We start from the raw sequence: 23,570 nt of genomic DNA, 5'->3' as shown, positions 1-23,570 counted from the left end.
TGGAGCGGGCGACGGGAATCGAACCCGCGCTATAAGCTTGGGAAGCTCATGTTCTACCATTAAACTACGCCCGCGAGACGCTGCTCCGCAGCCCTCTCAACGCGGGACACTGTACCTCATGGCGGACCCCCGGCGCACAGGCCGAGGGGTCTTTGTGCTGTTCGGGGCAGGTGACGCGAGGGGCCGTGAGGGGCGGGGGCGGGGTGGCCGGAGAGCGTACGGTGGGCGGAGTGCCGGTACGGGAGTTGGGCGTTCCATCCCCTAGCGTGGCTTTTGTCGTTCACGTACCTGGGGAGAGGAAACGATGGAGTCCACCGTCGTCCGCTGTGCCGAAGGGCACGAGTTCAGCACCTCGACGTTCCCGATGCAGAACCTCGGCGCCGACCGGATCGGTCCGGGGCGGCTGCTGCGGTGTCCGCGCTGCGCGCGGCTGCGGCAGGCGGTCCCCGTACCGGTGCCGAAGTCCGCGCCCGCGCACGGGCGTTCGGACACGCATCGGCGGTCCGACGCGCACGCGGGCCCGCCCGTCGGCCCGCACGCCGACGCGGGCGCCCGTACGCACCGCGAGCGCTGACCGCCGCCGCGTCCGCCCGCGTGCGCGACGCGGCGCCCACCGCTGAGGAGTACGGCGCGGGCCGGGTCCGATTGGGCCGGGCCCGCGCCGTACGCGTAGGCTCGGCCCGTGCTTCTCTCCGACCAGGACATCCGTACCGAGATCGACAAGGGACGGGTGCGGATCGACCCCTACGATCCGGCCATGGTGCAGCCGTCGAGCATCGACGTCCGGCTGGACCGTTTCTTCCGCGTGTTCGAGAACCACCGCTACCCCCACATCGACCCCTCCGTCGAGCAGCCCGACCTGACGCGGGCGATCGAGCCGAAGGGCGACGAGCCGTTCATCCTGCACCCCGGCGAGTTCGTGCTGGCGTCGACGTACGAGGTGGTCAGCCTCCCCGAGGACATCGCGTCCCGGCTGGAGGGCAAGTCGAGCCTCGGTCGGCTGGGCCTGCTGACGCACTCCACCGCCGGTTTCATCGACCCGGGCTTCTCCGGGCACGTCACGCTGGAGCTGTCGAACGTGGCGACGCTGCCCATGAAGCTGTGGCCGGGGATGAAGATCGGCCAACTCTGCCTCTTCCGGCTGTCGTCACCGGCCGAGTACCCGTACGGGTCCGCGCGTTACGGCTCGCGCTACCAGGACCAGCGTGGGCCGACACCGTCCCGTTCGTACCTCAACTTCCACCGTACGCAGATCTGAGAGCGGGGCTGGCGAGCGCGATGGGTGACGAGCGCGAGGACCTCACGTATCCGCTGTTCGGGCAGGCCGTACGCGAGTTGGCGCAGCTCGTGGCGGACGACGGTTTCGAGCCGGACATCATCCTCTCCATCGCGCGCGGCGGGCTGTTCGTCGCGGGCGGCCTCGGCTACGCGCTGGACGTCAAGAACCTGCACGTCATGAACGTCGAGTTCTACACGGGCGTCGGCGCGACCCTCCAGATGCCCGTCATGCTGCCGCCCGTGCCCAACGTGGTGGACCTGAGCCGCAAGAAGGTCCTCGTCGCGGACGACGTGGCGGACACCGGCCGCACCCTGAAGCTCGTCCACGACTTCTGCGCCGAGCACGTGGCCGAGGTGCGTACGGCCGTCATCTACGAGAAGCCGCAGTCCGAGGTCAGCTGCGAGTACGTGTGGAAGCGCACGGACCGGTGGATCAACTTCCCGTGGTCGGTGGCGCCCCCGGTCGTACGGCGGCACGGGCAGGTGCTGGACGCCTGAGCGGCGTTCGCGCGGGGCGGGGTGCCTGGAACGGGCCCGCGGGTCGTGCCGGGGCTCGGCGTTGACATCGCGGTGGCCCCGTGGCTGTAATGAGCGCGTGCCGCGTGGCGCCGACCGGAGAGCAGTGGGCAGGTCGGTGGCCGGGCGAGCACCTGTCGCCGAGGGAACGTGCGATGCGTACACACTCCGCGGGCTGAGCCCGGCGTGAACCGGCGCGTGACACCGCGCCGTTCGCCTTCCGGCTCCTCCTTCCCGCCCTCTCTTCTCCCCCTTTCCACGCCGCGCCCTCGCGTCGCCCCACGGGCGCCGCGGCGCGCGCGTCACGCTGCTCTGGAGTGCCCACACCCATGCCCACGCCTGCCCGCAAGTCCCCGCACACGCCCCCGCCCCCGCGCACCCCCGCGACGTACCAGCGGTCCGTCATCGACGAGTTCCGCGCGAACGGCGGCCGTGTCGGTGGCCCGTCCGCCGGGAGCGCGCTGCTCCTGCTGACGACCACCGGCGCCCGTTCCGGTGCCGCGCACACCGTGCCGCTCGGCCTGGTCCGCCACGACGGGCTGCTGTACGTCGTCGCGTCCGACCTGGGCGCCGACCGGCATCCCGCCTGGTACCACAACCTCCTCGCCCACCCGCTGGTACGGGTCGACACCGGTGCGGGGGAGTTCGAGGCGATCGCGGTGCCCGCGGAGGGCGACCGGCGCGACCGGCTGTTCGCGCACGCCGTACGGGTGGACTCCGGATACGCGGACCACCAGGCGCGTACGGCCCGTACGCTGCCCGTCGTCGTCCTCGCCCCCGCCACCCCGGACACCCCCGCCGCCCCGGACGCCACGGAGCGGCCCGGCGACCAGCCCGCGTCCGTCGAGGTCACCACCCTCGCGGACAAGCTCGTCGAGGTGCACCGTTGGCTGCGGGCGCAGTTGCGGCACGTACGGGCGGAGGCCGACGCGTACTTCGCCGCTCGTGCCGCGTACGAGGCGCGGGAGGCGTACGCCGGGCAGGGCACGTACGGCGGCCCCGGCGCCGAGCCGCCCGCGCCCGGACTCGGGCTCCAACTGCGGCAGCACTGCCTGGCGTTCTGCCAGACGCTCCAGTTCCACCACACGGCCGAGGACGGGCACGTCTTCCCCGTCGTCGCGCGCCACCACCCCGAACTGCGCGACACACTCGAACGGTTGGGCCGCGAGCACCGTACGGTCGCCCGCGTCCACGACGCGCTCCTCGCCCTCCTCGCGGACCTGGGAGGTGCCGACCCGCAGCGGTTCCGTACCGAACTGGCGCGCATGTCCGCGGAGTTGGAGGCCCACCTCGACCACGAGGAGGAGTCGTTGCTCCCCGCCCTCGCCGCCGTCCCGTGGCCGCCCGGCAGGTGACCCGTCCCGGTCGCCCGCCCGGACGCGGGGTCCGCCGGGCCCGGCCCGTTGTCAGTGGCGCGTGCCACGCTTGCGGGCATGGCGTCGGGTACGGCACGACGTCGGTACGCGGTGCGGGTGCGGCGGGAGGCGGGCGGCTGTGGGAGAGGCAGGGGCCGTGGAACAGGCGGATTCCGTGGGGCGGGCGCCCTCGGCGGTGGTCGCGGAGCTGTGGCGGCGCGTCGAGGCGCGCGACTGGGCGGGCCTGGGCGCGCTGCTCGCGGAGGACGTGGTGGTGGAGTGGCCGGTCACCGCGGAGCGGATGGTCGGCAGGGCGAACTTCCTCGCGGTGAACAGCGAGTACCCGGAGGGCTGGGAGATACGGGTGCGGCGCGTCGTCGCGGACGGGGACACGGTGGTCTCCGAGGTGGACGTGCCGCACGCCGAGTTCGGGATGTTCCACGCGGCGTCCTTCTGGACGGTGCGGGAGGGAGTGGTCGTACGGGCCCGGGAGTACTGGACGAGCCCGGGTGCGGAGTCGGCCCCGGCCTGGCGCCACCCGTACGCCGAGCCCATGTGACCGTGCGGGCGCGGCGCCGGGGCGGTGCCGCGCGCCCCGGGCGTGCCGACGCCCGCCCCCGGTGCGGCTGGGGGCGGGCGTCGGCGGGGCCGTCCCGGTGGCGTGGTGCGGAACGGGTGGTGCGAGTGGTACGGGCGGTGCGAGTGGTACGTGTGGTGAGTGCGGTACGACCGGTGTGCGTCAGAGCGTGCCGAGCTTCACCAGGGCGAGCAGGGCGACCAGTTGGACCGCGGAGGCGCCGAGCGCCTTCGGCCACGGCAGGTCGTGCGAGCGGCTCACCATCGAGGTGAACAGCGCGGCGGCCGCGAGCCAGGTCACCCACCCCAGCACCTGTACGACCGTCTCGGTGCCACCGGCGAACATCGCCACGAGGAGCCGCGGCGCGTCGCTGATCGACATGATCAGCATGGACAGCCCGATCGTCGGCGCCCACGTCCCGTTCCCGCCGAACTGGCGGGCCAGCGTGTGCGTGACCGCGCCCAGCATCAGCCCCATGAGCACCATCGCGACGCCGGTGCCGATCACGTACTGGAGGGCGGTGGTCAGCGTGGCGTTAAGCGCGTCCTCGCGGGTCTCGTCGAAGCCGAAGACGGCGAGCAGCCCGTAGAGGAAGGTGACGACGAGGGCCGGGCCCCACACCGCGTAGTCGCGCATCTGCCAGAACGTCGCGTTGGGGCGCAGCACGATGCCCCGCAGCAGGTCCTTCCAGTGCAGCCGGGGCCCGGCGGGTACGGCCGGGGGCTGACCGGCGGTGTACGTGTCGCCGTCGGTGTAGCCGTCGCCGTGCTGCCCGCCACCGCCCTGGCCGTACGGGTCCTGGACGCTGAACGACTGCGTGTGGCCCGGGTTGTTGGCGTACGGGTCGTGGCCGGGCCCGTGGCCCGGGCCGCCGTGCGCGGGGCCGTACGGGTCGCCGAAGTACTCGGGCTCGCCGTGCCCGCCGTGTCCCCCCTGCCCGCCGTGCGCGCCGTGTCCGCCGGCCGCCTGGGGCCAGCCGCCGCCCTGCCGCCCGTACGGCGGTTGGGGCGCGCCCGGGGCGCCCTGCCGGGGGCCGCTGCCGTAGGCGCTCGGGCCGGGGCCGTACGGCGGTTGGGCACCTGGCCCGCCCTGCCCGTACTGGCCACCCGGCGGCGGGCCCTGCGGAGGGGCGCCGTGCGGGGGATGCTGCCGCTGCTGCGCGTTCCGGGAGTCCCGGCCGCGTCCGATCCTGAATCCAGCCACCCGTCGAACGTACCGTGTCCGGCGCACTCGGGGACCACGGCGATGGGGAATGGCCGGGCATCGCCGCTGACCTGTGACATCCCCTAGGGGGACCCGGTGGGGGCAGCCCCACCGGGGTGGTGGCGCCAGGGGGTGTACGGCACCGTGGCCGCGCCTGTTGCCGCGCTCCGGCGCGCTCCGGCGGACTCCGAACGGGAGGCCACCCGCTGCGGCGCGGACCCCACACGAGCCCGCGCGTCGCCACCGCTCCCATCGTCACGGTGACCCCAACGACCCCCTCCGTCACGGCAGCCCCGACCTATGCCGGTCCCCCGTACCGCACGGGGGCTGCCCCCACCCCGTATGCGCCGGTCAGCGGGATGTCACCCCGGGACGCGGGCGGCCGAGCATGGAGCGTGCCGGGCGGCCCCGCAGCGGGTGCCGGGCGGTGTCGGGGCCACAGGGGAACGAGGGGAAGGCGTGATCATGCTGTTCAGGAAGCCCGCCGTCGTCGCGGGAGGTGTGCTGCTCGCCCTGTCGGGCGGCGCGCTGCTGCCCGCCGCCGCGGCCGCCGGCGAACTCCCGGGCGGCCGCGCCGAGTCGGGCCCACGGCCCGGTGCGGGCACAAGTACGGGTAAGGGGCTGGACGGTGTCTGGCGTACGGACGGCTACGGCTCGCTGGTGTCGGTCGAGGGCGACGTGCTGCGGAGGTACCAGACGACCTCGGTGAGCTGCGTCGAGGGGGAGACCGCGCGGCGTACGGCGCGGGGGCCCGGCTGGGCCGCGTACACGATGGCGGACGGCCGCCGCCTGACCGTACGCACCGGCGGCGGCGCCAACAGCGGAACCGGAACCGGCGCGCGGTTGTCCACGGACGGCTCGCCCGGCCACCAGGACATGGCGCGCGTACGGGGCGGCCTGCCCGCCGCCTGCACCGGGGACGCGCCCGACGACCCGGTGGCGACCTTCGACGTGTTCTGGCGGACGTTCCACGAGAACTACCCGTTCTTCGCGGCCAAGGACGTCGACTGGCAGGCCGTACGCGACCGTCACCGCCCCACGGTCGACGACGGGACCACCGACGACGAACTCTTCGCCGTCTTCCGCGAGATGCTCGCCCCGCTGCACGACGCGCACGTCAGCGTCACCGACGGCGCCGACCGGTTCTTCGCGGAGACCCGGCCGGGCACCACCGCGCCCTCCGCCGAGCTGGACGCGAAGGTGAAGCGCCACATCGAGGAACACGACCTGGACGGCGGCGGGTTGACGGAGTACGCCAACGGCCGCGTCAGCTACGCCGACCTCCCCGGCGACCGCGGCTACCTGCGGGTCTCGGGCTTCATCGGCTACTCCGACGGCGAGCACCCCGACGGCCGCTACGCCGCCGAGCGGGCAGCCCTCGACCGGGCGCTCGACTCCGTCCTGACCGCCGACCGCACCGCGCGCCTGCGCGGCCTGGTCGTCGACCTGCGCGTCAACGGCGGTGGCGCGGACGGCCTCGGCCTGCGGCTCGCGTCGCGGCTCACCGACCGTACGCACTTCGCGTACGCCAAGGCCGCCCGCAACGACCCGGACGATCCCGGGCACTTCACCCGCGCGCAGCCGCAGTACGTCGTACCGGCGCCGGGGGTGCCGCGCTACGCGGGGCCGGTCGCGGTGCTGACGGGCGGTTCGACGGTGAGCGCGGGCGAGTCGTTCACGCAGGCGCTGCTCGATCGGCCGGGCCGTACGGTGCGGATCGGCGCGCCGACGCAGGGCGTCTTCTCCGACGTGCTCGACCGCGCGCTGCCCAACGGTTGGCGGCTCGGCGTGCCGAACGAGGAGTTCCGTACCCGCGACGGCCGTACGTTCGACGGGCCCGGCATCCCGCCGGATCTCTCCGAACCGGTCTTCACGGACGAGGAGTTCGAGCACGGCCGCGACTCGGCGTTCGACCGCGCGCTGGACGTCCTGCCCGGCGGCGGCGACTGAGACGCCGCCGCGTGCCACCGCCCGCCAGTCCGCCGGGTCGGTACGGGGGTCAGCCCGGCACGGTGGGGGCGGCGCCGGGAGCGGTGCCGGAGGTCGTGTCCGGGGCGGCGTTCCGGCCCCGCGACCGGTCCATCTCCCGCCACTCCGGGCGGAGTCCGGCCAGGTTCGTGGTGAGGAAGTACGCCGTACCGCCCGCGACCAGCACCGGCACCAGACCGAACGAGGCCACCGCCGCCCCCGCGAGCAGCCCGCCCAACGGGATGCCCGCCCAGGCGAACGAGTCGCCCAGGGCCTGTACGCGGCCCAGCAGGCGACGCGGCACCCGTTCGAAGAGGAGCGCGCCGAGCACGGGGTTCAGGAAGCCGGAGCCGAAGCCGCTGACGGCGAACACCACGAGCACCGCCCACAGCGGGGCGTCCGCCGCCAGTACGAGGAACCGCGGCGCCCCGGCCAGCAGGAACCCGCCGAAGAACACCGCCCTGCGCCGCAACCGGTGCGCGACGGCCGTCGCCACCAGGCTGCCGACGACCGCGGACGCGCCGCCCACGCCGCCGGTCAGACCGAGGGCGCCGGGGCCGTTGCCGGACTCCTTCGCCCACACGGGCAGCAGCAGGGACGTGAAGGCGGCGTCGAGCAGGTTGGTGACGCCGACCATGGCGATGACGGAGAGCATCAGCGGCTCGCGGCGCAGGAAGGCGAAGCCTTCCGCGAAGCGCCGCCAGTAGCCGGGTTCGTCCGCCCGGTCGTACGCCGTACCGTCCGCGCTGTCGGCACCGTCGGTTGGTTCGGTGGGTGCGGCCGGGTCCGTACGGTCGCCCATGCCGCGTGGCAGCAGCGCCGCGACGAGCACCGAACCGAGCGCGAAACAGGCCGCGTTGACGGCCACGCCCGTGACCGGGCCGACCAGCGCCACCAGCGAACCGCCCACCGCCGGGCCGACGGTGCCCGCGAGCCGCTCGGTGACGCCGGAGAGGCCGGTGGCCCGTTCCAGCCGTACCCCGGCCCGTTCGGCCGCCTCCGGGACCATGACCTCCTTGGCCAGGTCGCCCGGTCCGCGGGCCGCGCCGATGACGGCGACGAGCGCCAGCAGCAGCCAGAACGTGAGCAGCCCGGCGGAGTGCAGCAGCGGCACCGCGGCGGCCGCACCGGCGCTGACCGCGTCCGTCGCCCAGGACACGCGGCGCGGCCCCGTACGGTCGACGAGCGGCCCGCTGAACGCCTTGACCAGCACGTACGGCGCCATCTCGGCGAAGGCGACCAGCCCGGTCCGGGTGGTGCTGCCGGTGTCGACGAGGACGAACCACGGTAGCGCGATCGCGGAGACGCGCGTACCGGTCAGGGCCACGGCCGTCGCCGCGAGGAGCGCCGCCAGCGGACGGAGCCGCCGTACGTCCCGTATCCGGCCGCCGTGGCCGGAGCCGCCGTCCACCGGGTTACCGCGCGCGCGGCGCGCGGCCGCCGCTGTCGTGCCCGGCGCCACCGGCCCGGCTTCCGTCACCGTCGCGATTACGGTTGCCGCTTCCGTCACCGTCGCGGTCACGTTCGTGGTCGCCGTGAGGTTCATGGTCGCCGTGAGGTTCATGGTCGCCGTGAGGTTCGTGGTCACCGTGGTGGCCGTCGTCCGGTCCCGCGTCGTCCGGCTCGGGCAGGATCTGGACGACCACGGTCACCCGTTCCGCGTCGGGCGGTTCGGTGTCGCCGTACGCGGGGTCGGGCCGCCGGTGGCGTTCGACGACCGACCGCAGCTCGTCCTGGAGCGCTTCGGCCTCCTCCGGGGTGAGCCGCAGCGGCCAGCTGCTCATGTCGAAGGACGCGCGCCACTCGGTGGGCATCGTCCGGAGTTCGTTGAGCACGCGTTGGACGCGCATGGCGTCGGCGGTGGCGACGGACGTCAGGTACGCCATCGCCGCGTCCGGCTCCTGCTCGATCAGGTCGAGACCGTCGAACCGGGTCAGCTCGTGCACCGCGCGCCACCAGCGCTCCCGCGCGTTCCCCCGCGTGGTGTCCTCCTCGACGAAGCCCGCCGCGCCGAGCTGCCGCAGATGGTAGCTGGTCGTACCGGAGTTGACGCCGAGCCGTTCGGCCAGCCGGGAGGCGGTGGACGGGCCGAACTTCCGCAGCAGACCGACCAGTTGCACGCGCAGGGGATGCGCCAGGGCGCGCAGGCCCTTGGCGTCGAGGACGACGGAGTCGTCGTGTGGGGCAGCCATACGGGCACCATAGATTGCGGAGACTTCTCCGCAAAGAGTTCTTTGCAAAGAAGTCTCCGCAGAGAAGCTTCCGCAGTGGCGCGGTGGTACGGGAAGCACCGCCGCCCCCGGCCGGTCAGCCGGTCGTGACGGGTTTCTGCTCGCCTATGCGTGGCAGGTACCGCGCCAGCCAGTGCGAACGCCCCGCCGCCAGCGGTGCGAGCACGGCCAGCACCAGTACGTATCCCGCGATGAACGGGCCGAGCCGCTCGTCGAGCGCGGCGTTGGCCGACATCGTGGCCAGGATGAGCGCGAACTCGCCGCGCGCCAGCAGCGTCGTCGCCACGTTCGCCGCGGGGCCGCGCCCGAAGCCGTAGATGCGGGCGGCGACCAGCGCGGCCAGCACGTTCATCGCGACGGTGATCACGGCGGCGATCAGCACCGGCCACACCACCAGCGGCAGGTCACCCGGGTCGATGGACAGCCCGAACGCGAAGAAGAAGATCGCCCCGAACGCGTCCCGCAGCGGGTGCACCAGCTCCCTGATGCGGTCGCCGGAGCCGGTCTGCCCCAGCATCAGGCCGACCATGAACGCCCCGATGGCGTCCGCGACCCCGAACTCCTCCGCGATCCCGGCGACTAGCACGACGGCGCCAAGGAACGAGATCACCAGCAGCTCGTCGTCCTTCGTCGCGATCAGCCGCCCGATCAGCTTGGTGCCCCACCGTGCCGCGGCCGCCAGCAGCAGCAGGAAGCCGAACGCCTTCCCGCCCTGCGCCACCGCCGAACCCACGCTGTCGGCACCGGAGATGACGGGTTGCAGCGCGGCGAGGTACAGCGCCAGGAAGATGTCCTCGACCACGATGATGCCGAGGATCGGCCGCGACTCGGGATTGCCGATGCGGTCGAGGTCGACGAGCACCTTCGTGACGATCGCCGACGACGAGATGCCCAGCACACCCGCGAGCACCAGCGCCTCGGACAGACCCCAGCCGAGGGCCATGCCGAACCCGAACCCGGCGGACACGTTCAGCGCGAGGTACGCGCCGCCCGCGAGCGCCATCTGTCGGCCGCCGGTCTTCAGGTCGTCCATGTGGAATTCGAGGCCGAGGTAGAAGAGCAGCAGCACCAGGCCGAGGGCCGAGAGCATCTCCAGCTCGTGCGGGTCGTGGACCAGCACGTAGCCGGGGGTGTGCGGGCCGAGGAGCATGCCGGCCAGGATGAACAGGGGGATCGTCGGCAGCCCTATGCGGCCGCCGAGCCGGGCGAGGACGGCGGCGGCGATGAAGGCGCCGCCCATGGCGAGCAGGGTGTCGGCGTGGCCCACGTCGTCACCTCCCCCGGCTGGGGAGTACGGGGACGGGCGGGCGTACGAGGGCGCGCGTCAGCGAGCGGATAACTCCTCCTGGGGCGTCCGTAGAGTCAAGCAATGGTCAAGTAAAGGCCAATGGTTACTTTACCAAAGTATCTGACCTGGACTTTTTCGCACGTCAGACCATAGGCATGGCAAAGGCCGGTCCCGCGCCACGGCGCGCGGACCGGCCTCGGCCTTGGTCTCCCCGTTACTGAGCGGGCTTCGAGGGCCCCTCCCCGGAGTCCTGCTCGGAGTCCTCGGCGGTGGCGTCGTCCGCCTTCGCGGCCTCCGGTTCCGTCGCCTCCGCCGTGTCCGGGGCCGCTTCCGGCTCCGCCTCCGCCTCGGCGCGGGGCTCGGCCGGTTCGGCCTCCGCCTTCTCCGCCTCGGGCTTCGCGGGCGCCTCCTCCGGAGCCGCCTCCGTAGTCACCGGCTTAGCCTTCGGCTCGGGCTCAGCCGCCTTCGCCTCGGGCTTCGGCTCAGCCTTCGGCTCCGCCGCCACTGCCTTCGGCTCCGCCTCGACGACCTGTTCGGGCTCCGGCTCCACCGCCTCCGCCTCGACCTCCGGCGTCCGTACGGAGTCCAGCAGCAGCTGGGCCACGTCCACCACCTGGAGGTTCTCCTTCGCCCGCCCGTCCTCGGCGGCCTTCTTCCCGTTCACGGAGTCGGTGAGCATCACGAGGCAGAACGGGCACGCCGTGGACACGATGTCCGGGTTGAGGGACAGCGCCTCGTCCACGCGCTCGTTGTTGATGCGCTTGCCGATCCGCTCCTCCATCCACATCCGGGCGCCGCCCGCGCCGCAGCAGAAGCCGCGTTCCTTGTGGCGGTGCATCTCCTCGTTGCGGAGGCCGGGGACGCGGCTGATGATCTCGCGCGGCGGCGTGTAGACCTTGTTGTGGCGGCCCAGGTAGCACGGGTCGTGGTAGGTGATGAGGCCCTCGACGGGGGTGACCGGTACGAGCTTCCCCTCGTCCACGAGGTGCTGGAGCAGTTGCGTGTGGTGCACGACCTCGTAGTGCCCGCCGAGCTGCGGGTACTCGTTGGCGATGGTGTTGAAGCAGTGCGGGCAGGTCGCGACGATCTTCTTCTTCGCGGCGGGCAGCCGCGTCGCCCCTTCGCCGTCGTCGCCGTCGTCCTCACCGAACGCGGCGTTCAGCGTCGCCACGTTCTCCTCGCCGAGCTGCTGGAAGAGGAACTCGTTGCCGAGCCGCCGCGCCGAGTCGCCCGTGCACTTCTCGTCGCCGCCCATGATGGCGAACGAGACGCCCGCGATGTGCAGCAGTTCCGCGAAGGCCTTCGTGGTCTTCTTCGCGCGGTCCTCAAGGGCACCGGCGCAGCCCACCCAGTACAGGTACTCGACCTCGGTCAGGTCCTCGACGGTCTTGCCGACGACGGGGACGGCGAAGCCGGTCTCCTTCTCCAGCTCCTTCGTCCACTCCAGCCGCTGCTTCTTGGCCAGGCCCCAGGGGTTGCCCTTCTTCTCCAGGTTCTTGAGCATCGTCCCGGCCTCGCTCGGGAAGGCGCTCTCGATCATCACCTGGTAGCGGCGCATGTCGACGATGTGGTCGACGTGCTCGATGTCCACCGGGCACTGTTCGACGCAGGCGCCGCAGGTGGTGCAGGACCACAGCACGTCCGGGTCGATGACGCCGCCCAGCGCGCCGGGGCCGTCGTCGGCGGTGCCGATCAGGGGCCGTTCGGCCTCCGCGAGCGCGGTCGCGGGTACGTCCCGCAGCTGTTCGGCGGTGGCCTTCTCGGCGCCCTCCGCGTCCTTGCCGCCGCCCGCGAGCAGGTACGGGGCCTTGGCGTGCGCGTGGTCGCGCAGCGACATGACCAGCAGCTTGGGCGACAGCGGCTTGCCCGTGTTCCAGGCCGGGCACTGCGACTGGCAGCGGCCGCACTCCGTACAGGTGGAGAAGTCCAGCAGGCCCTTCCACGAGAAGTGCTCGACCTGGGAGACGCCGAACTGCGTCTCCTCGCCGCCCTCGTCGTCGAAGACCGTCTCGAAGTCGATGGGCTTGCCGCCGGACGTCATCGGCTGGAGCTCGCCCAGCGCCGTACCGCCCGTGGCCTCCCGCTTGAACCAGATGTTGGGGAACGCGAGGAAGCGGTGCCAGGCCACACCCATGTTGGTGTTGAGGCCGACGACGATCATCCAGACGAAGGAGGTGCCGATCTTGACCATCGCGACCAGGTAGACCGTGTTCTGGAGCGCGTTCGTGCTCATCCCGTCGAAGAGTGTGACGAGCGGGTACGTGATGAAGTACGCCGCCTCGTAGCCCTCGACGTGGTGCAGCGCGCCCTCCAGCCCGCGCAGGGTGAGGATGCAGACGCCGATGACGAGGATGACGGCCTCGACGAAGTACGCCTGACCTGTCTTGGAGCCGGTGAACCGGGACTTGCGGCCCGCCCGCGTCGGGCTGCTCAGCTGCCGGATGACGATCAGCGTCAGGATGCCCAGCGCGGTCATCAGCCCGATGAACTCGATGAACATCTCGTACGGCGTCCACGCGCCGATTACCGGCAGCACCCAGTCCGCCTGGAACAGCTGCCCGAAGGCGTTGACGAGCGTGAGGACCAGGGTGAGGAAGCCGACCGCGACGAACCAGTGGGCGAAGCCGACGATCCCCCAACGGTTCATGCGCGTGTGCCCGAGGAACTCGCGCGCGAGGGTGAGCGTGCGCTGCGCCGGTTCGTCGGTACGCGTGCCCGCGGGGACGGGCTGGCCCAGTTTCACGGCGTGGTAGATCTGGGCGATGGCGCGCGCGAACAGCGCGACGCCGACCGCGGCGAGCACCAGCGAGACGATGATCGCGGTGAGCTGCATGGGGGCTCCTCGGACCTGCGGCGAGCGTTTTACTAAGCGGTAACTTAAGTGGTGCGTACGACACTACCCACTGTCCCGGTGCCGCTGTACCCGGTCGTGCGGTGATCTGTGTCGCGAGGGGCGACCCGTGCGCGGTGCGGGCGGTGCGGGCGGGCCGTACGCGGCCGTGCGGCGGGTGGAGCCTAGGCGAGGGGCCCGCGGGGTGCGGGCGGAGGGTGGCCGTGGCGTCCCGAATGTACCCCTGTGCGAACCTGGGAGAGGGGCCGCCTCCGGGGTGCCTGTAAAGACCGCATAAGAGTTGAGCGTCCTCGACTCAGCTCATTTGACTTGGCCGATCCGCTCATGCACTGTTGAGCCAGATCCACTCAAGGCTCAGTTGGAGGAAACCGAAATGGCACGTGCGGTCGGCATCGACCTGGGTACGACGAACTCCGTCGTCAGTGTTCTCGAAGGCGGTGAGCCCACCGTCATCACCAACGCCGAGGGCGCCAGGACCACGCCGTCCGTCGTCGCCTTCGCCAAGAACGGCGAGGTGCTGGTCGGCGAGGTGGCCAAGCGCCAGGCCGTCACCAACGTCGACAGGACCGTCCGGTCGGTCAAGCGCCACATGGGCACCGACTGGAAGATCAACCTGGACGGCAAGGACTTCAACCCGCAGCAGATGAGCGCCTTCGTGCTGCAGAAGCTGAAGCGCGACGCCGAGGCGTACCTGGGCGAGAAGGTGGCCGACGCGGTCATCACCGTCCCGGCGTACTTCAACGACCACGAGCGGCAGGCCACCAAGGAGGCCGGCGAGATCGCGGGCCTCAACGTGCTGCGGATCGTCAACGAGCCGACGGCGGCCGCCCTCGCGTACGGGCTGGAGAAGGAAGACCAGACCATCCTCGTCTTCGACCTCGGTGGCGGCACCTTCGACGTCTCGCTGCTGGAGATCGGTGACGGCGTCGTCGAGGTGAAGGCCACCAACGGCGACAACCAGCTCGGCGGTGACGACTGGGACCAGCGCGTCGTCGACCACCTGGTGCGGCAGTTCCAGGCGGGCCACGGCGTGGACCTCGCCAAGGACAAGATGGCGCTCCAGCGGCTGCGCGAGGCCGCGGAGAAGGCGAAGATCGAGCTGTCCAGCTCGACCGAGACCTCCATCAACCTGCCGTACATCACGGCGTCCGCCGAGGGCCCGCTGCACCTCGACGAGAAGCTCAGCCGGGCGCAGTTCCAGCAGCTGACGCAGGACCTGCTGGAGCGCTGCAAGACGCCGTTCCACAACGTGATCAAGGACGCGGGCATCCAGCTGTCCGAGATCGACCACGTGGTGCTCGTCGGTGGCTCGACCCGTATGCCCGCCGTTGCCGAGCTGGTCAAGGAGCTGACCGCCGGCAAGGAGGCCAACAAGAGCGTCAACCCGGACGAGGTCGTCGCCATCGGCGCCTCGCTCCAGGCGGGCGTCCTCAAGGGCGAGGTCAAGGACGTCCTGCTGCTCGACGTCACCCCGCTGTCCCTCGGTATCGAGACCAAGGGCGGCATCATGACGAAGCTCATCGAGCGCAACACCACGATCCCGACGAAGCGTTCGGAGATCTTCACGACGGCGGAGGACAACCAGCCGTCGGTCCAGATCCAGGTGTACCAGGGCGAGCGCGAGATCGCCGCGTACAACAAGAAGCTCGGGATGTTCGAGCTGACGGGCCTGCCCCCGGCGCCGCGCGGCGTGCCGCAGATCGAGGTCACCTTCGACATCGACGCGAACGGCATCATGCACGTCGGCGCGAAGGACCTCGGCACCGGCAAGGAGCAGAAGATGACCGTCACCGGCGGCTCCGCGCTGCCGAAGGACGACATCGAGCGCATGATGCGCGACGCCGAGCAGTACGCCGACGAGGACTCCAAGCGCCGTGACGCCGCGGAGACCCGCAACCAGGCGGAGCAGCTCGTCTACACGACCGAGAAGTTCCTCAAGGACAACGACGAGAAGGTCCCCGCGGACATCAAGTCCGAGGTGGAGACCGCGATCGCGGACCTGAAGGAGAAGCTCAAGGGCGCCGAGACCGCCGAGGGCGAGGACACCGCGGCGATCCGCGAGGCGTCCGAGAAGGTCGCCGCGACCAGCCAGAAGCTGGGCCAGGCGCTGTACGCCGACGCGCAGGCCGCGCAGGCGGCGGGCGGTGCCGAGGGCGCGCAGGCCGGGCCCGGCGCGGCCGGTGCCCAGGGCGCCGACGACGACGTCGTGGACGCCGAGATCGTCGACGACGACAAGCACAAGGGCGGTGCGGCGTGACGGAGGAGACTCCGGGCTTCCCGCAGGAGCCCGAGGTCCCCGCCGAAGCCGGGCAGGAACAGCCCGACGACGCGGCGGAGGCCGCCGGACCCGCCTCTTCGGAGGCGGGCCCGGCGGGCCCGCGCCAGGGACCCGACGGTGACGGCACGGACGGCGACCCGAACCGCATCGCGGAGGGCGCCGCGCTGACCGCGCAGCTGGACCAGACCCGTACGGCGCTGAGCGAGCGCACGCAGGACCTCCAGCGGCTCCAGGCGGAGTTCAAGAACTACCGCCGCCGCGTCGAGCGCGACCGCGTCGCCGTCAAGGAGGTCGCCGTCGCGAACCTCCTGACGGAGCTGCTGCCCGTGCTCGACGACATCGGCCGCGCGCGTGACCACGGCGAACTGGTCGGCGGCTTCAAGTCGGTGGCCGAGTCGCTGGAGATGGTGGCGGCGAAGCTGGGCCTGATGCAGTTCGGCAAGGAGGGCGAGCCCTTCGATCCGACGGTGCACGAGGCCCTGATGCACTCGTACTCGCCGGACGTCACCGAGACCACGTGCGTGCAGATCCTCCAGCCGGGGTATCGCATCGGCGAGCGTACGATCCGGCCCGCCCGGGTCGGTGTCGCCGAGCCGCAGCCGGGGGCGCAGCCCGCCCAGTCCGCGTCGCCGCAGGGCGACGAGGGCGAGCAGGCGGACGACGACAGTGGTGACCCGGACGAGGGCTGAGACGCCGATCGGAAGACCGACCAGATGGATGAACGGGAGGAGGGACGCCGAAGATGAGTACCAAGGACTTCATCGAGAAGGACTACTACAAGGTCCTCGGCGTCCCGAAGGACGCGACCGAGGCGGAGATCAAGAAGGCGTACCGGAAGCTCGCCCGCGAGAACCATCCGGACGCCAACCGCGGTGACGCCAAGGCCGAGGAGCGTTTCAAGGACGCCTCCGAGGCGTACGACGTGCTCGGTGACACCAAGCGCCGCAAGGAGTACGACGAGGCGCGCACCCTCTTCGGCAGCGGCGGGTACCGTCCCGGTCCCGGCGGGCCGGGCGGCGCGGGCTCGTTCAACTTCGACCTCGGGGACCTGTTCGGCGGCGCGCCGGGCGGCGGTGCCCCCGGTGGCGGGCCCGGTGCGGGCGGCTTCGGCGGCGGCATCGGGGACGTGTTCGGCGGCCTGTTCAACCGCGGCGGCACCACGACGCGTACGCAGCCGCGCCGGGGCCAGGACATCGAGTCCGAGGTGACGCTGAGCTTCACCGAGGCGGTGGACGGGGCCACGGTCCCGCTGCGGATGTCCTCCTCGGCCGCCTGCAAGACCTGCAACGGCACTGGCGACAAGAACGGCAGCCCGCGCGTCTGCCCCACCTGCGTGGGCACCGGGCAGGTCAGCCGCGGTGGCGGTGGCGGTTTCTCGCTCACCGACCCGTGCGTGGACTGCAAGGGCCGTGGGCTGATCGCCCAGGACCCGTGCGACAACTGCAAGGGCAGTGGCCGCGCGACGAGTTCGCGCACCATGCAGGTGCGCATCCCGGCGGGCGTATCCGACGGGCAGCGCATCCGGCTGCGCGGCAAGGGCGCTCCCGGGGAGCGCGGTGGTCCCGCGGGCGACCTGTACGTGGTCGTGCACGTCGACAAGCACCCGGTGTTCGGCAGGCGCGGCGACAACCTCACGCTCACCGTGCCGGTCTCCTTCACGGAGGCCGCGCTCGGTGCGGAGATCAAGGTGCCGACGCTCGGCGGGCCGCCGGTGACGCTGAAGCTGCCGCCGGGCACTCCGGCCGGTCGTACGATGCGCGCCCGCGGCAAGGGCACGGCCCGCAAGGACGGTACGCGCGGCGACCTGCTCGTCACCGTCGACGTGGTGGTGCCGACGGAGCTGAGCGACAAGGCGCGGGACCTCCTGGAGTCCTACCGCGACGAGACGGACGACGAGGACCCGAGAGCAGCGCTGTTCAAGGCCGCGAAGGGAGACTGAGATGGACGGCCGTGGTGGGCGCAGTCAGCGATTCGGAGGGAACACGCCGTACGAACTGACCGACGACTCGCCGGTCTACGTCATCTCGGTGGCCGCCCAGCTCTCCGGACTCCACCCGCAGACGCTGCGCCAGTACGACCGCCTGGGCCTGGTCTCCCCGGACCGTACGGCGGGGCGCGGGCGGCGCTACTCCGCGCGGGACATCGAACTGCTCCGGCAGGTGCAGCAGTTGAGCCAGGACGAGGGCATCAACCTCGCCGGGATCAAGCGCATCATCGAGCTGGAGAACCAGGTGGCCGCGCTCCAGGCGCGCGCCGCCGAGCTGCAACAGGCGCTGGAGAGCGCGGCCGTGGCGATGCGGCGGCGCGAGGCGCAGGTGCACGCGTCGTACCGGCGGGACCTGGTGCCGTACGAGGACGTGCAGCAGTCCAGCGCGCTGGTGGTGTGGCGGCCGAGGCCGCCGGGCGGCGGCGAGTAGGGACGGCTCAGGGCGGCGGAACGGCCCCGGGCGGCGGCGGAAGCCGTCGGCCGGGGCCGTTTCTCGTTCCGTGGGGCGTGGGTTGTGGGGTGTACGGGTGCCGGGTCAGCCGGTGAACTGCCAGCTGACGGTGCCGTTCGCCGTGACCAGGGTCGCCAGCACGATCAGGTCGGCGGCGCCGAGCAGCATGCCCGCCCGCGCGCGTCCGCGCCGTACGGTGCCGCGCGCCAGGGCGAGCCCGCCCAGGACGAGGGCGCACGGCCCGAGCACGAGGTTGAAGACCAGCAGTCCGGTGAGGCCCAGCGCGAAGGACGCGACGGCCATGCCGTCGGCGTCACCGCGGGCGGCCGGGGTGGTCCGGGACGCGGTGCTGCGGGGTGCGGTGGTGCGGTGTGTGGTGGCGGTGCTCATCGGGCTCCCTCCTCGACACGGGTACGACGGCGCTCGCGGTACGCGAAGACCAGCAGCCAGCACGCCAGCACCGCGCCCGCCGCCGTCGCGACGGTGGGCGGCAGGTGGGCTGCCGCGCCGATCAGCACGCCGAGGAGCAGGAAGGCGGCCACGAGGAAGATCATCGTCAGTCCTTCGGTAGAGGCCGGTGACCGGGGTCGATCGTCATCGGTCGTCAACGGTCGATTTCCGGTGAACACTTGGATTGACAACTGTTCACTGGAATCAGTGTAGTGGTGGCTCCACCGGCGGAACGAGTGTTTACTCGATGACATGAGCCACACCCCGCAGGCGCGCAACCGCCAGGCGCAGAAGGAGAAGACCCGGCAGGCACTCCTCGCCGCCGCGCTGCACCACCTGGAGGACCAGAGCCTCAGCAGCGTCGGACTGCGCGAGGTGACCCGTACGGTCGGCATCGCGCCCGCCGGTTTCTACCGGCACTTCCGCGACATGAGCGACCTGGGCGTGGCCCTCGTGGAGGAGGCGCTCGGCGGGCTGCACGCCCTCGTACGGGACATCCTCGCCACGGCCGACGGACCCGAGCAGCGCATCACGCACACCGTGCAACTGCTCGCCGAGCACGTACGCGACCACGCGCCGCACATCCGCTTCGTCGCCCGCGAACAGCACGGCGGCGTACGGGCGGTCCGTACGGCCATCGCCGCGCAACTCGACCTGTTCGCGCGCGAGGTGGCCGACACGCTGCGGGGCGACGCCGCCTCGGACGGCTGGAGCGACGACGAGGTGCGGATGTTGGCCGAGCTGTACGTGGACCACATGCTGACGACCGCCAGCGCCTTCCTGTCCGCGGCGGAGGGCGAGGGGCGCGACGCGGAGGAGGCGGCGCGTACGGCGCGCAGGCAGCTGGAGTTGATCAACCTCGGCCACCGGCACTACCGGCCGGAGGGGTCCACGGGGGGAGCGGCGGGGCAGGCGGGGTCGGACTGAAGGCGGCGCGGGTGGCGGGACGTACGGGGGAGGGCCCCGTACGCGGCCGACGTACGGCGAGGGGCCGGGCGCCGGTCGGGCGCCCGGCCCCAGCCGTGCGGCGGGTGTGCGGCGGGTGTGCGGCGGGACGTACGGGAAGTGCGTCCCGCTCCGCGAAGGTGTCGCGGGTCAGTCGAACGTCTTGAGGTCCGAGATCCGCAGCGTGTCCAGGTCGGACTGCACGTGCAGCTTCGTGACGTCCGAGCCGCCGTTCCACTTCAGCGTGACGATGGTCCAGGAGTGGCCCATCCCGCTGCCGTCGTAGGCGACGTCGGCGCCCACGGGCACGTTCTGCGCCCGCGTCACACCGTCCGCGGAGTGCTGCCGCTCCCACTCCGCGAGCTGCGTCCGGAGGGACTTGGTGAGGTTCGACTCGCGGAGGGAGTCGGCCTTCGCGGTGTCACCGGCGCCGAGGGCGGCGATGTAGCTCCGGTAGAACTTCTCGACCTTGGTGACGACCTTCGGCGTGCTCGCCGCAGCGCCCGGCGCGGAGCCGGTCGCGGTGTGCTGCGAGCCTCCGGCCGGCGCGTCCGCCGCCGCCGTACCGGCGACGCCCAGCGGGAGGAGCACGGCCGCGACAGCCCCCGCGACGATGCTGTGGCGCTTGGTCCTGCGCGAGTTGCGGTGGTGCGACATGGGTCTCTTCTTCCAGTCGGTTGCTGCTCTTCGCTTCGTTCGGTGTGCGCGAGAGGGCCTCGATCTCCGGGGTTCCCGGGTTCCCCCGGGCCCTCCCGCTGTGTTGGATACGGGGCTCGCGCGGAGAGTTGTGCGGAAGGATGTCCGGTTTCTGTAACTGCGTGCCCCTGGCAGCAAGTTGCGGAGCGGCTCGGGCGAGTGGCAGCAACCTGACGCGGCCGAGGGTGCCGCCGGGCTGACGGGCGTGGCATGGTCGTAAGCACAGGGTGAGCGGTGACTACGGACGGGAAGCACCGCGTACGGCCTGGGCTGGGACGGGCTCGGCGCCGGTGGTCGGCTTTCGGTGGTCGGCAGGTTCTGCCGTACGGGCGCTGGCGTACGGCGTGGGCGTACGGGCGTGGGTGTGACGGGGGCGCGGGCACACGAGGTGCGCGGGCGAGGGCGTGGGGAAGGGGGCGACGGCGTTGCGGATTCAGGTGCTGGGGCCGTTGAGCATCACGGACGGACACGAGGTGCGGGTGCTGCGGCCGTCCAGGCCGACCACCCTACTGGCCGTCCTGCTGCTCCACGCCAACTCTGTGGTGTCCGTGGGCTGCCTGCTCCGCGCGGTCTGGGGCGCGGACCAACCCACCACGGCCAAGGCGGCGTTGCAGACCTGCGTGCTGCGGCTGCGCAGACTCCTCGCCGAGCACGGCGTGCCCGGCACGCCGGTCGAGGCGGTCCCCGGCGGGTACCGCATGGACGCGTGCCCCGGCACCCTCGACCTGCTCGGCTTCCGTGAACGGCTGCGCGTGGCCGAGGGGTTGGCGTCGGACGGCGGCCCGGAGGCGGAGCTGCACGCGCTGAAGGACGCGCTGACGCTCTGGCAGGGCTCCCTGCTGGTCAACGTGCCGTCGCCCGAGCTGCACCGGGACGAGGTCCCCCGGCTCGTCGAGGAGCGGCTGCGCGCTCTGGAGCGTGTCTGCGCACTGGAGTTGGCGCTCGGACGCTGTGCCGACGCGCTGGTGGAGCTGTCCCGCGTGACCCGGCTGCACCCGGGACACGAGCGGTTCCGGCAGCAGCTCATCGAAGCGCTCTACCGCTCGGGGCGCCAGTCCGAGGCCCTCGCGGAGTACGGGGCGATAAAGCGGCACCTGCGCGACGAGTTGGGCGTCGACCCCTCGCCCGCGCTGCAACGGCTGGAGCGGGCGATGCTCCGGGGCGAGGACCTGGGCGGCGCGCCGAGTGCCCGCCTCCCGGCGATACGGCTCGGTGACCCGCCGTCGATACCACGGGCGGACGCGTCCCTCACGCCCCTCGCACCCGTTCCGCCGGAGGTGCGTACGGGTGGCGGGCCGGTGCCGTGCGTCCCGGCGGAGACGTGGCCGGTGGCGGAGCGCGCGGAGGCGACAGCGGACGGGCAGGCCGCGGGGGCGGTGTCGGACGTGACGGACGTGCCGTCGTTCGCGGGGCGCGCGGCCGAAGTGGCCACCCTGACCGAGTGGTTGCGGCCGGGGCGGCCCACCGGGCGCGCGCGTCCCGACGGTTCGACGTACGGTCCGGCTTGCGGGTGCGGCCCCGAGTACGCGTGCGGGCACGGGTGCGGGCAGGGATGCGGGTGCGCGGGCGGGCACGGCACCGCGTACGGCGCTGGCTCGGCGTGCGGTGGGGCGACCGCCGCGTACGGCGGGAGAACCGAGCGGCACGACGGCTCCGCGTACGGGGACCGGCCCGGCGGTGACGCCGGACACGAGCCCGGACACGGGGGTGGGGGCGACGCGCGGGTGCCGCAGCCCGTACTGCTCTGCGGTGCCCCGGGGACCGGCAAGACCGCGCTGGTCCTGCACGTCGCGCACCTCCTGCGGGCCGGGTTTCCGGGTGGCGCGCTGCTGGTCCGGATGGTGCGCCCGGACGGGACACCGCGCGGGCCGGGCGAGTTGGCGCGCGAGCTGGCAGCCGTACGGGCGGGACGCGGCGGCGGCCGGGCCCTGCTGGTCTTCGACGACGTGGTGGATGCCGAGCAGATACGCCCGCTGCTGCCGACCGGCCCCGTTGCCGACGCCGTCCTGGTCACGAGCCGCAGACAACTGGCCGGGCTCGTCGTCACCCACGGCGGCCGGGTCCACCGGCTCGGCCCGCTCGGACCGTCGGCGGCGCGACAACTGCTCCGGGCCGTGCTGGGTGCCGGCCGGGTCGAGGCGGAGCCCGAAGCGGCGGCCCGGATCGCCGAGTTGTGCGGCGGTCACCCGCTGGCGCTGCGTATCGCCGCCGCACGGTTGCAGACCCGCCCCGGGCTGGCGCTGCCGGACGCGGCGGACTGGCTCGCGCGGGACCCGTTGCGCCGACTCGCGGTGGCCGACGACCCCGCCCTGTCCGTACGGCGCGTGTTCGGCCGGGCGCTCGACCGGCTTGACCCGAGGATGTCCGAGGCGTTCCTGCGGGCGACGGGGATGCGGCGGTTCGGCCCGTTGGGCACCTTCCGGGCGGAGGACGCGGCGGGACGGCTCGGCATGACCGTCGCCGAGACCGAACAGGTCCTGGACCAACTGGTCGACGCGGGCTTGCTGGAGGACGGACCACCCGCGCCCTACAGGGTGCACCCGCTGCTGCACGCGTACGCCCGCGCGGCCGTGGCGGACGCCCGTACGGGACAGAGAGAAGGGGTGAACTGATGCCGGGAGCAGGGCCGTCGACGGAGGTGCCGGTGCGGGAAGCCCGTCCGCCCTCCCCCGCCGGTACGGCGCCCGCACACCCCGACGGCGACCCCCGCCCCGCTCGGGCGCCGGAAGGCGGCCCGGTGCCGGGCCCGGCACCCGGTCCGGTTTCGGGTGCCCACGGGGGCAACGTCGCTGGCGGCGGTGCCGACTCGGCGCCCGCGTCCGGAGCCGCTTCCGGGGCTCCGCCCGGAGCCGGAGCCGTGGTCGATCCCGCTGCGGGCCCCGACCAGGGGTCGGACCTCGGCCGTGGTCTTGAGTCGGACGGGGAGTTCGCGGTGGACGCGGGGGCCCTGGACGTCCTCTTCGTACGGCAGGAGTCGTGGGCACCTGCCGGGGAGACCACGGTGGTACGGCTGTTGGGGCTGTTGCCGATGGACTGGATCTGCGTACCGGACGACGTGGGCACGGACCAGGTGCGGCTGCGCATCGAGTACGCGATGAAGCCCGGCACCGACCACGGCTGCGGGGGGACCGGCGCCGCGCGGGACGCGGTGGCGGAGTTGTTGGCGGACGGTGCGCTGCGCGGCTGGTCGGCCGGGGAGGTCTGACCCCGACGACACGCCACCGCCCCCAGCCCCTCCCTCAACCCGCCCCCGCTGCGCCCAGCCACGCCGGCTTCACCCGTGCCCGTGTCCGACCGCCACCATCTCGACCGACGTCAGCCCCACCCGCACCGGCCGCCTCCACCCGCCTCAACGGGCATCGCGCCCGCGGGCGCCAACCCGGCAGACGGCGTCGCTGCCGCGCGCATGGCCCGGAAGCGGGGGCCGACCGCCGTACGGGTCCGGTTGCGACGGCGAGGTCGACACCGGGACGCCTCACCGCTGAACGCCCCATGC

The 23,570-nt window shown here is 72.6% G+C and carries 20 protein-coding genes, 1 tRNA gene and 1 pseudogene; 13 read left to right on the top strand and 9 right to left on the bottom strand.

The features are described 5' to 3' along the window. Positions 1 to 74 (bottom strand) — tRNA-Gly (locus tag D7M15_RS13630). A 230-nt stretch (positions 75 to 304) separates the two neighbouring features. Between D7M15_RS13630 and D7M15_RS13625 the strand changes: the two genes are divergently transcribed. The 5 genes from D7M15_RS13625 (at position 305) to D7M15_RS13605 (ending at position 3,708) form a co-directional block, all read left to right on the top strand. Next, complete coding sequence (locus D7M15_RS13625; protein ID WP_121517757.1) at positions 305 to 574, top strand: hypothetical protein; 270 nt, start codon at positions 305 to 307, stop codon at positions 572 to 574. Between the two features lie 108 nt (positions 575 to 682). Then, positions 683 to 1,258 (top strand): dCTP deaminase, encoded by a 576-nt coding sequence (gene dcd, locus D7M15_RS13620; protein ID WP_121517756.1) that lies wholly within the window; start codon positions 683 to 685, stop codon positions 1,256 to 1,258. A gap of 20 nt (positions 1,259 to 1,278) precedes the next feature. Next, on the top strand, positions 1,279 to 1,776 hold the full coding sequence (locus D7M15_RS13615; protein WP_121517755.1) for a phosphoribosyltransferase: 498 nt from the start codon (positions 1,279 to 1,281) through the stop codon (positions 1,774 to 1,776). A 347-nt stretch (positions 1,777 to 2,123) separates the two neighbouring features. Beyond that, entirely contained in the window at positions 2,124 to 3,149 is a 1,026-nt protein-coding gene (locus D7M15_RS13610; RefSeq protein WP_121517754.1) for a nitroreductase/quinone reductase family protein, read from the top strand. 157 nt (positions 3,150 to 3,306) lie between these two features. Further along, entirely contained in the window at positions 3,307 to 3,708 is a 402-nt protein-coding gene (locus D7M15_RS13605) for a nuclear transport factor 2 family protein (RefSeq protein ID WP_240649299.1), read from the top strand. Positions 3,709 to 3,888: 180 nt separating this feature from the next. Here the strand turns inward: D7M15_RS13605 and D7M15_RS13600 are convergent, their stop codons facing one another. Beyond that, positions 3,889 to 4,929, bottom strand: a complete 1,041-nt coding sequence (locus tag D7M15_RS13600) for a Yip1 family protein (protein ID WP_121517753.1) — start codon at positions 4,927 to 4,929, stop codon at positions 3,889 to 3,891. Between the two features lie 465 nt (positions 4,930 to 5,394). On the opposite strand from D7M15_RS13600, the gene D7M15_RS13595 reads away from it, so the two are divergent. Continuing rightward, a complete protein-coding gene (locus tag D7M15_RS13595; RefSeq protein WP_121520740.1) occupies positions 5,395 to 6,879 on the top strand; it encodes a S41 family peptidase in 1,485 nt (494 codons plus the stop codon). Between the two features lie 49 nt (positions 6,880 to 6,928). On the opposite strand, the gene D7M15_RS13590 is transcribed toward D7M15_RS13595, so the two are convergent. The 4 genes and pseudogenes from D7M15_RS13590 to D7M15_RS13575 form a co-directional block, all read right to left on the bottom strand. After that, positions 6,929 to 8,308, bottom strand: a complete 1,380-nt coding sequence (locus D7M15_RS13590; RefSeq protein ID WP_240649639.1) for an MFS transporter — start codon at positions 8,306 to 8,308, stop codon at positions 6,929 to 6,931. 205 nt (positions 8,309 to 8,513) lie between these two features. Continuing rightward, a pseudogene (locus D7M15_RS13585) lies at positions 8,514 to 9,089 on the bottom strand (winged helix-turn-helix domain-containing protein); the annotation flags it as partial. Between the two features lie 115 nt (positions 9,090 to 9,204). Continuing rightward, on the bottom strand, positions 9,205 to 10,368 hold the full coding sequence (locus tag D7M15_RS13580) for a cation:proton antiporter (RefSeq protein ID WP_121520738.1): 1,164 nt from the start codon (positions 10,366 to 10,368) through the stop codon (positions 9,205 to 9,207). A gap of 262 nt (positions 10,369 to 10,630) precedes the next feature. Next, positions 10,631 to 13,249 (bottom strand): heterodisulfide reductase-related iron-sulfur binding cluster, encoded by a 2,619-nt coding sequence (locus D7M15_RS13575; RefSeq protein ID WP_121517750.1) that lies wholly within the window; start codon positions 13,247 to 13,249, stop codon positions 10,631 to 10,633. A 391-nt stretch (positions 13,250 to 13,640) separates the two neighbouring features. Here D7M15_RS13575 and dnaK point away from each other — a divergent pair, with 391 nt between their 5' ends. The 4 genes from dnaK to D7M15_RS13555 are packed head-to-tail and all read left to right on the top strand — an operon-like array spanning position 13,641 to position 17,962. Next, positions 13,641 to 15,524 (top strand): molecular chaperone DnaK, encoded by a 1,884-nt coding sequence (dnaK, locus tag D7M15_RS13570; protein ID WP_121517749.1) that lies wholly within the window; start codon positions 13,641 to 13,643, stop codon positions 15,522 to 15,524. Beyond that, a complete protein-coding gene (grpE, locus tag D7M15_RS13565) occupies positions 15,521 to 16,234 on the top strand; it encodes a nucleotide exchange factor GrpE (protein WP_121517748.1) in 714 nt (237 codons plus the stop codon). The genes dnaK and grpE overlap by 4 nt, the downstream gene beginning before the upstream one ends. A gap of 53 nt (positions 16,235 to 16,287) precedes the next feature. After that, positions 16,288 to 17,484, top strand: coding sequence for a molecular chaperone DnaJ (dnaJ, locus tag D7M15_RS13560; protein ID WP_121517747.1), 1,197 nt, complete (start codon positions 16,288 to 16,290; stop codon positions 17,482 to 17,484). Between the two features lies 1 nt (position 17,485). After that, entirely contained in the window at positions 17,486 to 17,962 is a 477-nt protein-coding gene (locus D7M15_RS13555) for a helix-turn-helix domain-containing protein (protein WP_121517746.1), read from the top strand. Between the two features lie 105 nt (positions 17,963 to 18,067). Here the strand turns inward: D7M15_RS13555 and D7M15_RS13550 are convergent, their stop codons facing one another. Next, positions 18,068 to 18,373, bottom strand: a complete 306-nt coding sequence (locus D7M15_RS13550) for a DUF4190 domain-containing protein (protein ID WP_121517745.1) — start codon at positions 18,371 to 18,373, stop codon at positions 18,068 to 18,070. Then, positions 18,370 to 18,537, bottom strand: coding sequence for a hypothetical protein (locus D7M15_RS28445; RefSeq protein WP_165906251.1), 168 nt, complete (start codon positions 18,535 to 18,537; stop codon positions 18,370 to 18,372). Before D7M15_RS28445 ends, D7M15_RS13550 begins: the two co-directional genes overlap by 4 nt. Positions 18,538 to 18,685: 148 nt before the next feature. On the opposite strand from D7M15_RS28445, the gene D7M15_RS13545 reads away from it, so the two are divergent. Next, a complete protein-coding gene (locus D7M15_RS13545; RefSeq protein WP_121517744.1) occupies positions 18,686 to 19,360 on the top strand; it encodes a TetR family transcriptional regulator in 675 nt (224 codons plus the stop codon). Between the two features lie 168 nt (positions 19,361 to 19,528). Here D7M15_RS13545 and D7M15_RS13540 read toward each other — a convergent pair whose 3' ends face one another. Beyond that, on the bottom strand, positions 19,529 to 20,035 hold the full coding sequence (locus D7M15_RS13540; RefSeq protein ID WP_121517743.1) for a hypothetical protein: 507 nt from the start codon (positions 20,033 to 20,035) through the stop codon (positions 19,529 to 19,531). A gap of 464 nt (positions 20,036 to 20,499) precedes the next feature. On the opposite strand from D7M15_RS13540, the gene D7M15_RS13535 reads away from it, so the two are divergent. Both D7M15_RS13535 and D7M15_RS13530 read left to right on the top strand, forming a co-directional pair. Further along, positions 20,500 to 22,686 (top strand): AfsR/SARP family transcriptional regulator, encoded by a 2,187-nt coding sequence (locus tag D7M15_RS13535; RefSeq protein WP_121517742.1) that lies wholly within the window; start codon positions 20,500 to 20,502, stop codon positions 22,684 to 22,686. Between the two features lie 320 nt (positions 22,687 to 23,006). After that, positions 23,007 to 23,279, top strand: coding sequence for a hypothetical protein (locus D7M15_RS13530; protein WP_121517741.1), 273 nt, complete (start codon positions 23,007 to 23,009; stop codon positions 23,277 to 23,279). Positions 23,280 to 23,570: the final 291 nt, after the last annotated feature.

Origin of the sequence: Streptomyces sp. Z26, assembly GCF_003665095.1 — a bacterium.
Classification (GTDB): Bacteria; Actinomycetota; Actinomycetes; order Streptomycetales; family Streptomycetaceae; genus Streptomyces; species Streptomyces phytohabitans.
Note: the sequence above shows the minus strand (reverse complement) of the source record. Positions and strands in the feature narration are given on the sequence as shown.

Coding starts and splice junctions, on each gene's coding strand:
- D7M15_RS13625 (WP_121517757.1), top strand. CDS start 305: ATGGAGTCCACCGTCGTCCGCTGTGCCGAAGGGCACGAGTTCAGCACC.
- D7M15_RS13615 (WP_121517755.1), top strand. CDS start 1,279: ATGGGTGACGAGCGCGAGGACCTCACGTATCCGCTGTTCGGGCAGGCC.
- D7M15_RS13610 (WP_121517754.1), top strand. CDS start 2,124: ATGCCCACGCCTGCCCGCAAGTCCCCGCACACGCCCCCGCCCCCGCGC.
- D7M15_RS13595 (WP_121520740.1), top strand. CDS start 5,395: ATGCTGTTCAGGAAGCCCGCCGTCGTCGCGGGAGGTGTGCTGCTCGCC.
- D7M15_RS13580 (WP_121520738.1), bottom strand. CDS start 10,368: ATGGGCGGCGCCTTCATCGCCGCCGCCGTCCTCGCCCGGCTCGGCGGC.
- D7M15_RS13575 (WP_121517750.1), bottom strand. CDS start 13,249: ATGCAGCTCACCGCGATCATCGTCTCGCTGGTGCTCGCCGCGGTCGGC.
- dnaK (WP_121517749.1), top strand. CDS start 13,641: ATGGCACGTGCGGTCGGCATCGACCTGGGTACGACGAACTCCGTCGTC.
- dnaJ (WP_121517747.1), top strand. CDS start 16,288: ATGAGTACCAAGGACTTCATCGAGAAGGACTACTACAAGGTCCTCGGC.
- D7M15_RS13555 (WP_121517746.1), top strand. CDS start 17,486: ATGGACGGCCGTGGTGGGCGCAGTCAGCGATTCGGAGGGAACACGCCG.
- D7M15_RS13550 (WP_121517745.1), bottom strand. CDS start 18,373: ATGAGCACCGCCACCACACACCGCACCACCGCACCCCGCAGCACCGCG.
- D7M15_RS28445 (WP_165906251.1), bottom strand. CDS start 18,537: ATGATCTTCCTCGTGGCCGCCTTCCTGCTCCTCGGCGTGCTGATCGGC.
- D7M15_RS13545 (WP_121517744.1), top strand. CDS start 18,686: ATGAGCCACACCCCGCAGGCGCGCAACCGCCAGGCGCAGAAGGAGAAG.
- D7M15_RS13540 (WP_121517743.1), bottom strand. CDS start 20,035: ATGTCGCACCACCGCAACTCGCGCAGGACCAAGCGCCACAGCATCGTC.